Annotated in this window: 14 protein-coding genes; all 14 read left to right on the top strand. The window is 48.9% G+C overall.

The window, feature by feature from the left end; genetic code table 11:
• Positions 1 to 34 precede the first annotated feature (34 nt).
• Positions 35 to 895: a hypothetical protein gene (locus ACQW03_RS05685; RefSeq protein ID WP_441948668.1), complete on the top strand. Its 861-nt coding sequence runs from the start codon at positions 35 to 37 to the stop codon at positions 893 to 895.
• 10 nt (positions 896 to 905) lie between these two features.
• On the top strand, positions 906 to 1,124 hold the full coding sequence (locus tag ACQW03_RS05680) for a hypothetical protein (protein ID WP_013309120.1): 219 nt from the start codon (positions 906 to 908) through the stop codon (positions 1,122 to 1,124).
• 2 nt (positions 1,125 to 1,126) lie between these two features.
• Complete coding sequence (locus ACQW03_RS05675; RefSeq protein WP_441948666.1) at positions 1,127 to 2,593, top strand: phage tail sheath family protein; 1,467 nt, start codon at positions 1,127 to 1,129, stop codon at positions 2,591 to 2,593.
• Between the two features lie 122 nt (positions 2,594 to 2,715).
• Positions 2,716 to 3,123: a phage tail tube protein gene (locus tag ACQW03_RS05670; protein WP_013309122.1), complete on the top strand. Its 408-nt coding sequence runs from the start codon at positions 2,716 to 2,718 to the stop codon at positions 3,121 to 3,123.
• A gap of 100 nt (positions 3,124 to 3,223) precedes the next feature.
• Entirely contained in the window at positions 3,224 to 3,658 is a 435-nt protein-coding gene (locus tag ACQW03_RS05665; RefSeq protein ID WP_007429164.1) for a phage tail assembly chaperone, read from the top strand.
• 23 nt (positions 3,659 to 3,681) lie between these two features.
• Positions 3,682 to 3,813 carry a hypothetical protein gene (locus ACQW03_RS05660; RefSeq protein WP_019686368.1) on the top strand — a complete coding sequence of 44 codons (132 nt, stop codon included), beginning with the start codon at positions 3,682 to 3,684 and terminating at the stop codon, positions 3,811 to 3,813.
• Positions 3,814 to 3,834: 21 nt separating this feature from the next.
• Entirely contained in the window at positions 3,835 to 5,628 is a 1,794-nt protein-coding gene (locus ACQW03_RS05655) for a hypothetical protein (protein ID WP_441948663.1), read from the top strand.
• 36 nt (positions 5,629 to 5,664) lie between these two features.
• On the top strand, positions 5,665 to 6,309 hold the full coding sequence (locus ACQW03_RS05650) for a LysM peptidoglycan-binding domain-containing protein (protein WP_220030878.1): 645 nt from the start codon (positions 5,665 to 5,667) through the stop codon (positions 6,307 to 6,309).
• Positions 6,306 to 7,283: an XkdQ/YqbQ family protein gene (locus ACQW03_RS05645; RefSeq protein ID WP_104496537.1), complete on the top strand. Its 978-nt coding sequence runs from the start codon at positions 6,306 to 6,308 to the stop codon at positions 7,281 to 7,283. The genes ACQW03_RS05650 and ACQW03_RS05645 overlap by 4 nt, the downstream gene beginning before the upstream one ends.
• Positions 7,276 to 7,683, top strand: coding sequence for a hypothetical protein (locus ACQW03_RS05640; protein ID WP_014280222.1), 408 nt, complete (start codon positions 7,276 to 7,278; stop codon positions 7,681 to 7,683). Before ACQW03_RS05645 ends, ACQW03_RS05640 begins: the two co-directional genes overlap by 8 nt.
• Positions 7,676 to 8,140, top strand: a complete 465-nt coding sequence (locus ACQW03_RS05635) for a DUF2634 domain-containing protein (RefSeq protein ID WP_441948661.1) — start codon at positions 7,676 to 7,678, stop codon at positions 8,138 to 8,140. Before ACQW03_RS05640 ends, ACQW03_RS05635 begins: the two co-directional genes overlap by 8 nt.
• A complete protein-coding gene (locus ACQW03_RS05630) occupies positions 8,140 to 9,291 on the top strand; it encodes a baseplate J/gp47 family protein (protein ID WP_441948659.1) in 1,152 nt (383 codons plus the stop codon). The genes ACQW03_RS05635 and ACQW03_RS05630 overlap by 1 nt, the downstream gene beginning before the upstream one ends.
• Positions 9,284 to 9,958, top strand: a complete 675-nt coding sequence (locus tag ACQW03_RS05625; protein WP_441948657.1) for a YmfQ family protein — start codon at positions 9,284 to 9,286, stop codon at positions 9,956 to 9,958. Before ACQW03_RS05630 ends, ACQW03_RS05625 begins: the two co-directional genes overlap by 8 nt.
• Complete coding sequence (locus ACQW03_RS05620) at positions 9,959 to 12,550, top strand: hypothetical protein (protein ID WP_441948655.1); 2,592 nt, start codon at positions 9,959 to 9,961, stop codon at positions 12,548 to 12,550.
• The last annotated feature ends 8 nt before the right edge of the window (positions 12,551 to 12,558 follow it).

The raw sequence follows: 12,558 nt of genomic DNA, 5'->3' as shown, positions 1-12,558 counted from the left end.
GAACGCAGGGGACGCAAAGGTGGCATGCCGCAGGATGAGACAAGCCTTTAAGCAAAAGCTCATTGAAATTATTCCAGCGCTACAAGGGCGTGTATACGATGTTCAGCCACCGTCGCAGACGGCAGAGGAGCCGTATGCTGTTATGGCGCTGGGCGAGGAAATTTGGAAGTCTTCCTGGGCCGGCTATCGTCAGGTTGTTCGCATTAAGCTGTACGCAGGACAAGCCGGGTTGGCGCAGGCTGATGTATGGGCGAATGCCCTGATTGCCGGGCTGCACCGGGAACCAGTGACAGGTGCGGGTGAGGACACATCGGCTTTTACCGCGCACTATTTGGGTGTGCGGGATGCAGAAAAGCTGGACAACGTTACGGGCAAGGCCTATAGAACGCTGCGTTTTGGCGTGTATGTGCCTGAGACGGAAGGTGGTTTGGCCGTTCCAGCAAACGGTACTACACAGCCGGAAGAGTGGCTGGCTGCGCTGGTCCGCTGGACGCAGAAGCAACTGGGCGAAACGTGGTCAGTATACGCCGACGCTTGGCCCGCACAGCCGGGGCGACAAGCGGTACTATGGCGGATGAGCGGCTGCGAAACTAGGATGGCGGGAGCCTCCATGTATGAGCTGCGCAAACGGTTCATCGGGCATATTACCGCCCCGGACACCACTGAAGAAAACCGCGCAGCTTCCGCACTGATCGAGGGCTTTGCCACTCAAATCCAGCTTCCTCTGGATCAGGACAAAGGCCGTTATATGTCTACAGCTGAAGCTTCAGCCGATTTGCAGGCGGATGCCATTTTAGATGGTCAGCTTCGGCTGATGCTGGTACAGCGGCGTATGCGCCCGGCTGAGGAAGCGGCGTTGATTCGCAGAGTGGAAATTCATCCTATTTTGAAATGAGGTGGTCCGAGTGACCTTGGAAAACCATGAGAAGGCCCCGGTATATGCCGGGCAGGAAGCAAGTGGCCCTCGCTATACGCTGGAGGAGCTAAAGGAGCACGCAGAACAATTGTTTTCCGTGAAAGAAGAAGTGCTGGCAGGCGCCTTTTTTGGCACACAGGACAAGCTGTTTACGGTAGCAGAAGCACACACTAAAATCGAACAATTTATGAAAGCGAAGGTGGACTAATTATGGCAGGCGGAACATGGGAAAACACGAATAAACCGGTATTGCCGGGTTTGTATATGAATTTTCAGGCAGCAGCAGCTTCAGCAATTCAAGGTGGGTCGCGTGGTACGGTTGTTGTACCCGTTAAGGCGAATTGGGGCCCTGTACGTGAGTTTGTAGAGATCGGCAGTGAAACGGCAATCAGCCAAATCTTTTCCGGTGACAGTCTGGACGGTGCGACCGCGTATTCGACGCTGTATCTGGCTTTGCTGGGCGGTCCGAAAAAGCTTCTAGCCTACCGTTTGGCAGATGATACAGCTGCTGAAGCATCTGTGACGCTGAAAAGCGGCGGTGCGACCCCGGCGGATGTGCTGCGCCTGAAGGCTTTGTACACAGGTAGCCGCGGTAATGGTTTCGCTGTAACTGTACAGCCAACTTTGGGTGATGACCAAGCTCGTGAGGTGCGCCTCTATGAAGGAACCAAGCTACTCGGCACGTACAAAGGCAGTGACGGTACAGCAGCCTCTATTGCCAAAGCCATGAATGAGAACAGCGAAAACGTATGGGTGAAGGCCGAGGTTGTTGGCGACGGCGGCATTCCGGTGGATGTCAGCGGTGTACACCTTACTGGCGGTAACAGCGGCAATAGCAAGCTGGTTAATGCCGATTACATCTCGATGCAGGAGGCACTTGAAGGACAGGAATTTAATGTCTTGGCTCTGGATTATGCAGCTGATCTGGCATTGCTGCAAAGCTTTGCTGCCTGGATCAAGCGTGTTCGCAACGAAGGTAAAGGCGTCATCGCTGTATTCGGCGGTTCTGCGGCAGATGATGTGTCCAAAACAGCCGTCAGCTTGGCCTCTGCACGTTCCCTAGCGCTGAACCATGAAGGTATCGTGAACGTCGGTACAGGCGTACGTCTAGCAGGAAAGGACTACAGTTCCGCCCAAACGGCTGCTTATGTAGCCGGACTGATTGCAGGCCAACGTCTGAATCAATCGGCGACGTATGCGGTTACGCCTTTTGAGGATGTGACCCGTCGCTGGACACGTTCCGAGCAGGAGCAGGCAGTCCGTAATGGTATCTTCCTTTTGTTCTTTGACGGTCGTCAGGTCAAAGCGCTGCGTGGCATCAACAGCTTGGTGAACCCGGCTGCTGGGCAAAACAACGCATGGAAGAAAATTCGTTCCATCCGTGTCATGGATGCTATTAATGCTGACTTGCAGCGTGCAGCCGAAGAGACTTACATTGGCAAAATCAACAACACGGTGGAAGGTCGTCTGGCGCTTATCGGTGCAATCAAAGAATACCTGGCACAGCTGTCGCTGAGCAACGTCATCGAAGCAGATGGCTACGATGTCATTCTCGACCCGGCTTACTACGGCGATGCGCCAGTCATCAAACCGGAGCCGGATCAAGTGTTCCTGCAATGGAACGTGAAGCTTACCGACGTGATGGAGCAACTGTTCGGCACATTTTACGTGCAATGAATAAGCATTTTGCGTGCATAAGTATTTCGCAGGCAATCAGCAGGATTAAAGTAGCTTGTTAACAACGAGGATTTTATGAAATCCCGAACTATATTATGGATTATTTTGAGGAGGAAAAAGAAATGTTGGATGCTTCAAGAGTCATTTTAGGTACGTATGGTCAGGCGCATGTGGATGGGGTGTGGCAGACGAATATCAATAAGCTGGAAGCCAGCGTGGAAATGGAAAAACGCGAGCTGAATCTCGTGGGCAACGAGTGGAAGGTACACAAGCGCGGTATCAAAAAGGGAACGGGAACGATGAGTGGCTACAAGGTTACGTCCGATATGATTCGTCGCGGTTTTAACCGTTTTGAGATTATTACTAAATTGGATGATCCAGAAGCCTTCGGACATGAAAGTATTCGTCTCATTCGTTGCACTGCTGACAAAATTCAACTGGCCAACTGGACAGCAGGTGAAGAAGTACAGGAAGAAACGACCTTCACCTTTGAAGGCTATGAGCTGCTTGATCCGATTGTAGCAAACTAAATTGGTTAACGGGGGATGGGATGCTGTTAGGCGTTCCGTTCCCCAAATACAAATAAGGATTTTACAAAATCATGAAATTAAAAATAAGGGAGAATGACTTATGAGCTTAAATGAGAATATGACAGAAGAACAAATTTTGGACAGCCTGTTTGAAGCTGCTGAAAAACTGCCAGAGGAAACGGTCCGCATCAAGCGTCTAGATATGAAAATTGTGCTGCACGGCCTGACCTCCAGCAAGGTGGACAGCATTCGTGAACGCTGCACGATTCGGCGGACTGTGAAGGGTGCAGTGGATGAGAAGGTAGATACCGAAACGTTCAACGCCTTATTGATCTCGGAAGCTACCGGCAAGCTGGAAGTGAAGGGGTTGTCCCTTAACGGTTGGGGCGATCCCCGGATTACAAGCCGCTTAAAGCTGTCCGGTGGCGAACAGTCTGTCCGCCGTATGCTACTGGCAGGTGAACTGGATGCAGTAGGAGATAAGGTGCTGGAACTGTCCGGTTTTGGCGTTGAGATTGCTGACCTAAAAAACTAATCGGCTCCGGGGGAATGACGACGATGCTGTACCACTTGTGGGTCCGGCACCACCTCCGTCCCGGAGACTTTTGGCGACTTCCCCGTGGTGAGCGTATGCTGTTGCTGGCGTTTGCCGAACAGGAAATGGATAGCATAGCAGCTTCAAAAGCATAAACAAGGAGGTGAACATGATAGATGGCAGAAGCATTAAATTACCGCATGAACCTTGTGATTGATCCTAAAAACGTCATTAAGGCGAACAGAGAATTACGCGCAATGGAACGCTATTTTGAGCGGATTCAAGGGCGAGTGTTGAAAATTGGTCGTACCCGCATGGCTCCTGAAATTGTACTGAACGATATGGCCTCCAAAGGCTTGGACAATCTATTGAACAAGATTAACCGGGTCAAATCCCAGATTATTAACGCCTCGGGAAATGTAAATGTGAAGGTAAACTCCCAATCTGGCTCGGGCTCCCCGAAGACCGATAACAATCCAAGTATCGTTTTGCTAAGCACTGCGGTGCAATTGAATACTGTAGCTGTAAATGCCAATACAGCAGCTATTGTTGATTTAGGTACTAAGTTGGGATCTGTGACACCAGCTGCAGAGAAAAAAGAAGAGCCTAAGGATGCATTAACTCAGGTAAAGGATTTTCTTGGTAATGTAAAAAAAGTTGGTGAAGGGGTAAAAAGCATATCTGAAGCTCCTGAAGCTTTTAAGAAATTTAAAACTGATTTTGGTATTTTAAAGGGCCCGCTCCAGGGAGCTAACCGAAGAGAGAAGTTTAAAGATTTTGCTAGTAAAGCATTTAATGTAGGGAAATCTGGGGGTGAGTTTTTAGAAAAATTTGGAGGGTCTTCAGATTTAATTGAAGGTGGACAGGGATTGTTTGATCAGGCTAAAGGCTGGGGGATGATTAATCCAAGCGAAGCTGCTGGTGTAGTACCTAGCGCTGCAAGTTCGAGTGCTGCGGCAGATGCAGCCTCAAGTATTATCAGACCAAGTAGTGTTGCAGGTGCAGCTGAGGAAGCCGGATCAGGCTTATTCAAAAACCTTCTAAAAGGTGGAGCGAAAAAACTGTTGGGACCTTTAAGCTATGGAATGGATATTGTGAACATTGCGAAGGCTACCTCTGGTAAAGAACGGGCAGAAGCTATCGGTTCCACAGTTGGTGGGACTGCTGGTTCTGCATTAGGCGGAGCTATAGGTTCATTTTTGCTTCCGGGTATTGGTACTGTGGTTGGTTCTACACTTGGGGGTATGGCGGGAGACTTTGTTGGTGGGAAAATTGGTGGATTAGTCTCAGATTATGGTCCAGCCATGATGGACAAAGCGAAGTCCGCTGGTAAATTTCTTGGAGAAAAAGCTTCCCAGGTCACAGGTTGGCTTTCTGATAAGGCTGGAGATTTTGGTAAAGGCTTTTCTGATTTCTTTTCTTTTGGTAAAAAAGATGAACCTAAGAAAGAGCCAGCTAAGCCACCTGAAGCTCCTAAACCAGCAACCTCTAAACCAGCAATCCCACCTCATTCGAATTTAGGTAAGTCATTTGAGCCCTTAACGCCTATGGCTATAAATTATAGTGCTAGTGCAGTTGCAAACGTACCTCCGCAACCAGGTGCAAAAGGTGTTCCTAATCCTTACGGACCGATGGCTATAGCTAACCAGGGAGTCAACCCAAACCCACTACTGAATACTGCGGCTCATGCGAATAATGGAGCCAAAGCTAAAGGCAAAGGTAATGGTAATCCGACACCTCAAGTAGTTCAGATCAGTCCTGAACAAATGGGAACACTGTCTGGCTTTTTGAAGGATTTTAAAACGGAAACCACCAACCAATTCAATCTTCCTGCGGGGGCTGTACAGGTCACTGTACATGAGAACAAGCTGGATGTGGATGGGCTTATTACGCAAATTGGCTACCGTCTCAAAGCTGAAATTCTGCGTGCAACACAGAACACCAAGCCAGCGGGCGCTGGAGCTATGTAATACAGTAGATGGTAGCAATGGGGAAGGAGGAAAGAGATGGAATTTAGTTTGACAGATGGTAAAGGAAAAAAATTTCAGTTTCCAGTAAATCCTGAGGAAGTGACGATATCACGGCAAAAGGGATTTGATACAACGACGATTTTATCCTATGGGGAGTTTGACTTCCCACAAGGGGAGAAGGTGAAGGAAATCTCCTTCTCTTCTTTTTTTCCGAAAGAATACAATCCAGCGTATTGCACATACGAAGATATCCCTGATCCGCAGGAGGCCATGAACACGTTGAATGGCTTTTTGTTATCTAAAAACCCGCTGCGTTTTATCATCACGGAGACAGCCGTGAATGTGCCGGTAATTGTCGCATCTCATAATTCGATCTTTCGCGGCGGCGAGTATGGGGATGTGAATTTTGATCTGTCACTGCGGACCTGGAGTGATATGAAAGTTGCCAAAAAAGCTGGTGGCACAGGAAGTAAGGCGGCTGCGGTCAACAAAAAGCCCCGCACAGATATGAAAGAAAAGAAAAAAACATATACGGTTAAGTCCGGGGACTCCTTGTCCAAAATTGCCAAGCTGGAGTTGGGGGACAGTTCGCAATGGAGTCGAATTTATCAGCTTAATAAAAAGGTCATTGGACAAAATCCAAATGCGATTAAACCGGGGCAAAAGCTGGTGCTGTCATGAGTTATAAAGTCATTTTACAGGATAAATATGATTTGTCGCCGCTTGTAGAGAACATTAATTTGAGGGACTCACTGGAGCAAATCGCCTATCAGGGAACGGTCAATCTGGTCGTTACGTCGGATATGCCGCCCATTTCTCCAGGGATGTCCATTCGGGTTAGTGGGATTCCTTATGGCAAAAAGGATTATGTCCCCTTGTTGTCCCCAGCGGTGATCTGGGAAGTAGAAACCTCTAACAACGGACTCAAACGTATGACGCTGACGTTATATGACCGTACGGTGTATTTGGACAAGTCCGAGGATGAATATCTGCTCCCTGCTAAGCAAACGGCTACTCAGCGTTTTCAGAAGTATGCTAGGGACTGGAAGCTGAAAATCGCTTCGTTGCCAGATACGAAAAAAACGCTGGGACGCGCCGTATACCGCACACAGTCCATCTATTCTATGATGCTGGGAGATCTGCGCGAAACGGCAAAGGCGGGGGGGAAGCTGTATCATCCACGGATGATTTCTTCCGGGTTGGAGCTGTACGAGCTGGGAACGAACAAAGATGTGTATGTTTTGGAGAGAGTGACTGATACGACACAGTCCCGTACGCTGGAAGGTGCGGCCACAAGAGTGAAGGTACTGGCTACGGCGGCTAGTGAATCAGGCAATGAGGTACCGTCCAAGGTGATGGCGCTTGAAGAAAAGGACATTGCCAAATATGGAACCCTTCAGGTCATTGTGCAGGATGACGAGGTCAAGTCTGGTGCAGCAGCACGTGAGTTGGCCAAAAGTAAGCTGAGAGGCATACAACAAACGATATCGGTAAATGCACCGGATATGAACACGATCCGAGCAGGAGACGCGGTAATGTTAGGCTCCATAAAGTTGTTGGTCATTTCAGTGAGCAGGGAATTAGGTAACCCCGGCAGTATGTCGCTGGAGCTCGGAACGTATGACGATGTAAAAAGGAGGTTTTACCTTGAATAAAGACCCCTACGGGCATTTGGCTACTGCGCTGCAATCTTCATTTCATAAGCATACCAAGCAAGCGCTGAGTGGAGTGGGCGCGGTACTAGGCACGATCACCTCCACGGGACTCAAGCTGGACGATTTTAAACATGAGCTTCAGGATTATCTGGTCGCCGAGCTACCGGGGCTGCTGTCTGTACCACGCCATATGTATAAAGGCACCTCAACCGCAGTGGAATCGGAAAATTGGGAAGGCAAAGAGCTGAAAACTTCCTTTTATATAGGGGAGGACGAGCTGGAGGATGTGAATCTCAGTTTGAACGAAGGTCTTAAGCCTGGAGATCGTGTACTGGCGGTTCGGGTGAATAGCGGCAATGATGTGGTGGTCGTGTGCAAGGTGGTGAGTGGACGTGGCTAATTTATTTCCCGAAACAGATGATATGATCTGGACAGACACGGATATGACCGACCCGGATGTACTGGAGGATAACCGTGCGGTATTTGGGCGAAGCTGGCGGTTTGATTTTGAAGCTGGTGAGTTTGTTATGAGCCCTAGCCGTAAAATCGTGACTACAGGCGAGAAAGAAGCCTGGGTACAGTGGTGTGAAAAAGCGATTCGCACCCCTCGCTACCGGCATGTGATCTATTCACCTGACTATGGGAGTGAACTGGAGGAGCTAATTGGCAGCAGCTATGGGCACGGTGTGCACGAAAGCGAAATTAAACGCATAGTCACGGAGGCATTACTAGCAGATGCACGTACGGCTAATGTGGATCAGTTCACGTTTCGCTGGGAAGGTGAAGCGTGCCATTTTAGCTGCCAGATTACGAACGTGCGAGATGAAACGGAAATTGTGGAAAGTGTGGTGATCTAATGGCAGACTTGCCGGAATATTTGGTAGACCAGACGGAAGAGGGAATTTTAAATCGGATGCTGGAAAAAGTGCCTTCGGACATGGATAAGTCCGAGGGCTCTTTTATTTGGGATGCACAGGCGCCGGTAGCGTTTATGCTATCCGAAGCGGCAATCTGGGCGCAGGAGCTACTGCGACGTGGCTTTGCCAGCACAGCAGCCAGCGACAACCCGGATTTTCGCTCGCCAGAGCTGGATTTGCGGACAGCAGAGCATGGGGTGACACGGCGAGAAGCGGTTGCTGCCTCAGGTATGGTCACGTTTACGGGCACAGCGGGAACGACCGTCCCGGCGGGAACGTTGGTGGCGACCCCGGCAGATGATGTATCCGGGGAAGCTTCCATTGAATATGCGACCACGGCATCGGTCACGCTGGATGAACAAGGTACTGGGGAAGCGACTATTCGGGCGGTCAATCCCGGGCGCAGCGGTAATGTGCCTGCGGGTGTCATCCAAGTGATGGCAACCCCGGTTAGCGGGGTTGCCTCTGTGATCAATACGCAGGAGACCAAAAGCGGCACAGACGTTGAGAACGACCAGCTGTTGCTGGAGCGTTTTTATGCCAAGGTGCGGAACCAGGGCACAAGCGGCAACAAGGCGCAGTATACCCAGTGGGCGAATGAAATTGCCGGAGTGGGCGGTGTAGAGGTTGTTCCGCTCTGGAAAGGGCCAGGAACAGTGGGGTTATATGTACTGGATACAGACAAACGAGCAGCCAGCCCGGATATCGTGGCAGCGGTGCAGAAGTATATTGATCCGACGCAGGATGGGCAAGGGGAAGGGCTAGCACCAGCGGGCCCTGTGGTGACGATCATGCCAGCGGCAGAAGTGGAGATTAACATCTCAGTCAAGGTACAGCGTACCAAAGAGAAGCCGTCTACACTGGATGAAATCAAAAAGCTGATCGAAAGCGGTGTGCGGACGTATTTGAAGCAGCTTGCTTTTTACAAGGAAGACCCGTTGGTACGGTATACCCGGATTTCTGCTGTGCTGCTGGACATTCCGATCATTATTGATTTCTCTGAACTGAAAATCAATGGACAGAGCAATCAGAATATTGAGATTGGATCAGGTCAGGTGGCAGTGCTGGGGACGGTGAGCGTCAGTGAGTAACAATGGAACGAACAGTTTTGAAGATTTATTGAATAACCCAGACCAGGGAAAACGTGCAAACCGTAGTGGCACTTTTGTCAATCGGGTAACTATAGCGGGAGATACATTGGTCCAAATGAGCAGCGAGCGGGGACGCGAGCTGCTTTCCTATTTGCCTGCCTATTACGAAACCTCACGTGTGATGCGTTCCGATATGGATGCTAAAGGAAGCGAATTGGACGCCTTGTATCTTGCAATGGATGCAACGGTGGGACAGTTTTTCGTACGTACCGCCACGTGGGGGCTGGAACGCTGGGAAATGGAGCTGGGTATCGAAACCGATCTGGCGAAGCCATTGGACCAACGGCGTGCGGTGGTGGAATCGAAACTGCGAGGGGCAGGAACTTTTTCCGGCCGGCTTGTCAAAAATGTAGCAGAGGCGTATGACGGTGGCACGGTAGATGTTATTTTTCATCCCTCCGAATGGGGATTTACGGTCAAATTTATGGATACCATCGGGATTCCACCCAACGTGGAGGATCTTAAAGCAGCCATTGAGGAGATCAAGCCCGCCCACATGGCGGTGGAGTACAAATTACGCTACCTGACCATTGCCGAAGTTGAGTCTATGACCCTCTATGAAAATGAATATACAACCCAGGATAGATATTTAGGAGGTGGCGCATAGATGGCAAGCGAAAAAACACCAAATCTTGGCTTAAATCAAATTGACCGCACATCGCCCAAAACCACGTATTTTGATCTGGAAAAGTATTTGGACCAAAACTGGCGTGCTGTAGACGATTTCGTAGGTGACGTGAATGATGGTGTAAATGAGATCAAGAAGCGTCTGGATACGACAGAGCGTAAGGCGGTAACTCTCGAACCCGGGATGCAAATTGTTCATGCGGAAAAGGCTGCGCCATTTTCGCTGACAGGGCTGAGCGGGCGTATGTTGGTGAATTTGTTGGGAAGATGGGGGAATTTGAGTAGATTAATGGGGGTAACACCGTATCAAGCCGATATAGAGCTAGATACTTTGAATAAAGGGACAATGCCTAATTCGTTAAAAGTAACGATCAAGCCTGGATATACCGTTGGAGTTGGGTTTTATAGTGATTTTAAATTTTTATCTGGGAAATATTATGTTGCAATTGTAAGAGCGAAAGTAGGTAACGCTATAGATGCAGGAATCTCGGCTCCGAATGCTCTGGTAGAATCGAAAGTTATAGTTACGGATAAGACTAAATTTGCTACGGCTTGGTTTAGGCTGGCTCCTACCAGCGATATTATTACTAACATAGATTTGGTAACACAGGGTACTGTAGGACAGTATTCTTATTTTGAGGCTGCGCGTATCTATGAGATTTCTGCAGCAGAATATACAGCATTAGCAACGATGACTGACGATCAAATTGACAACAAATATCCTTATGTGGATAGCGTAATGCCTGTACGTAATCCATACGCGGTCCGGTACGGGGAGAATTTGGCCCCACACTCTTTTTATTCTTGGGACGATACGGTCGGAACACCTCTTATTAAAGATAATCGAAATGTTGTTGTTTCTTCTTCGAATATAATGATATCTTCCATCTACCCATTAGTTCCGGGTCAGGCTTACACGGTTTCCGCTCAGTCGAGTGGAGCAACGGGTAGAATACATGTAAATATGCAAAACGAGACTGCGGTTATCGGTAATGTAACAGGTAGTGGAATTATATCTTATACATTCACAGTTCCGGCAGGTACTAAAGGTGTAGTGATCCGCTTGTTGGGCACATCCACTGCCGAAGTAACGATTTCAGACTTTATGTTCAACATCGGCAGTATTGCCAAACCATTCAAGCAGCATGAAGACTCCATGCTGGCACTGCAAACAGACCTGTACGCCGATCCAGTTACAGGGGCTAATGCTGATACAGTGTTTGAACGTGATGGGCAATATTATAAAAGCAAACGTTGGTACAGTATGACGCTTGACGGCTCGCTACCCTGGGGTTACTTCGATTCAGCCGCAGGCTACAAAGTTGTGCGGATACCTGCCACTAATGGAATGGTTGACAGTGAGAGGATAACAAAGTTTGACGGTAAGTTGGTTCAGCATGTTTTCCCTTTAAGCGGGCCGGATCAATCCCACCTTAGCCCAGAATCTGGTGTTGTGGGTCTGTCCATTTCTAGCGCAGACAGTGGATGGGGAGATAACTACACACCTACAACAGAAGAAATAAAGGCGTATTTTATGGGCTGGAAGATGTATTTGGCTGGTCAAGGAGATGTTAGTAAGCCGTTTAACAATGAGGCAGTAGGGAAGGCGTGGTGTCCGCTTGATTCTATCTACGATTCGAACGGGGCCGCAGCAACGCTGTACGTAACTACTTTGCCGACAACAGCGATAACATCCTTGTCGTACGTAAGATATGGAAATTGGTCGGCATACCAACTCGTATACAAACTCGCAACGCCTACAGCAGAGCCTATCATATCCGAAGGGCAACTAACGTTCGTTGAGGGAGACAATCAGGTTGAAGTAGGTACGGGAATTGTGTTGCGCGAGCCTGCCGACGTATTTATGGAGACAGGAACTATGTTCGGCAACAGGATGAACATAAATAACGCCAGCTTTAGCGCGCGCTTGCTCAGGAACAGGTCTATACAACCGTTGACGGTATACAAAGATGGAGTCTTAGACACAAGATGGACTAAGGGCGTCGGATGGATCACGAGTGCAGGTACGTTATCGCAACTTTTGAATGCATCGGATAGCGACAGAGTATCGGCTTACAGTGTCACATACTTTATGGTTGGTCTCTCACCCGTTGTGCCGTTCACAGGAATCTACGCAGCCAATGAAAAGACACTGCTGTTGGATTTGATAGACTGCGTGCAACAAGCAAATTTGCGCCTGTCTGTGGTGGAGAACAAGAAAGTGTATAAGGATAGCCCTTCCTGGATTACACCCACGCTGCTTAATGGCGTTACAGCAGAAACATCCTCAGTGGATATGTGGCCTCAGTACCTTAAAATGTCAGATAATCTTATTAAGATGCACGGGTCAATAAAGGTACCGACTTCTAATGCAACCGTCACATTTTTTAGGTTGCCGGAAGGATACAGGCCCAAAATCCTAACGGTATTAACCTGCACAGCATCTGATGCGGTGTCCTCTGACAAAACTGCCGTAATTGCAATATCCCCTGACGGACGTGTTGAAGTAGTAGGCAGAGGAGGCTATGGTTGGATACGTTTAGATGCCATTCAATTTATAGCAGAAGTTTAAGGAGGATA

Origin of the sequence: Paenibacillus sp. DRB1-1 (genome assembly GCF_052119485.1) — a bacterium.
GTDB classification, from domain to species: Bacteria; Bacillota; Bacilli; order Paenibacillales; family Paenibacillaceae; genus Paenibacillus; species Paenibacillus polymyxa_B.
The sequence above is the reverse complement of the archived record's forward strand: the minus strand, read 5'-3'. Positions and strand labels throughout refer to the sequence as shown.

What these genes read in the sequence shown, in the direction of transcription:
- ACQW03_RS05650 (WP_220030878.1), top strand. Translation starts at nt 5,665, where the DNA reads ATGGAATTTAGTTTGACAGATGGTAAAGGAAAAAAATTTCAGTTTCCA.
- ACQW03_RS05645 (WP_104496537.1), top strand. Translation starts at nt 6,306, where the DNA reads ATGAGTTATAAAGTCATTTTACAGGATAAATATGATTTGTCGCCGCTT.
- ACQW03_RS05685 (WP_441948668.1), top strand. Translation starts at nt 35, where the DNA reads ATGAGACAAGCCTTTAAGCAAAAGCTCATTGAAATTATTCCAGCGCTA.
- ACQW03_RS05660 (WP_019686368.1), top strand. Translation starts at nt 3,682, where the DNA reads ATGCTGTACCACTTGTGGGTCCGGCACCACCTCCGTCCCGGAGACTTT.
- ACQW03_RS05620 (WP_441948655.1), top strand. Translation starts at nt 9,959, where the DNA reads ATGGCAAGCGAAAAAACACCAAATCTTGGCTTAAATCAAATTGACCGC.
- ACQW03_RS05630 (WP_441948659.1), top strand. Translation starts at nt 8,140, where the DNA reads ATGGCAGACTTGCCGGAATATTTGGTAGACCAGACGGAAGAGGGAATT.
- ACQW03_RS05670 (WP_013309122.1), top strand. Translation starts at nt 2,716, where the DNA reads ATGTTGGATGCTTCAAGAGTCATTTTAGGTACGTATGGTCAGGCGCAT.
- ACQW03_RS05665 (WP_007429164.1), top strand. Translation starts at nt 3,224, where the DNA reads ATGAGCTTAAATGAGAATATGACAGAAGAACAAATTTTGGACAGCCTG.
- ACQW03_RS05655 (WP_441948663.1), top strand. Translation starts at nt 3,835, where the DNA reads ATGGCAGAAGCATTAAATTACCGCATGAACCTTGTGATTGATCCTAAA.
- ACQW03_RS05675 (WP_441948666.1), top strand. Translation starts at nt 1,127, where the DNA reads ATGGCAGGCGGAACATGGGAAAACACGAATAAACCGGTATTGCCGGGT.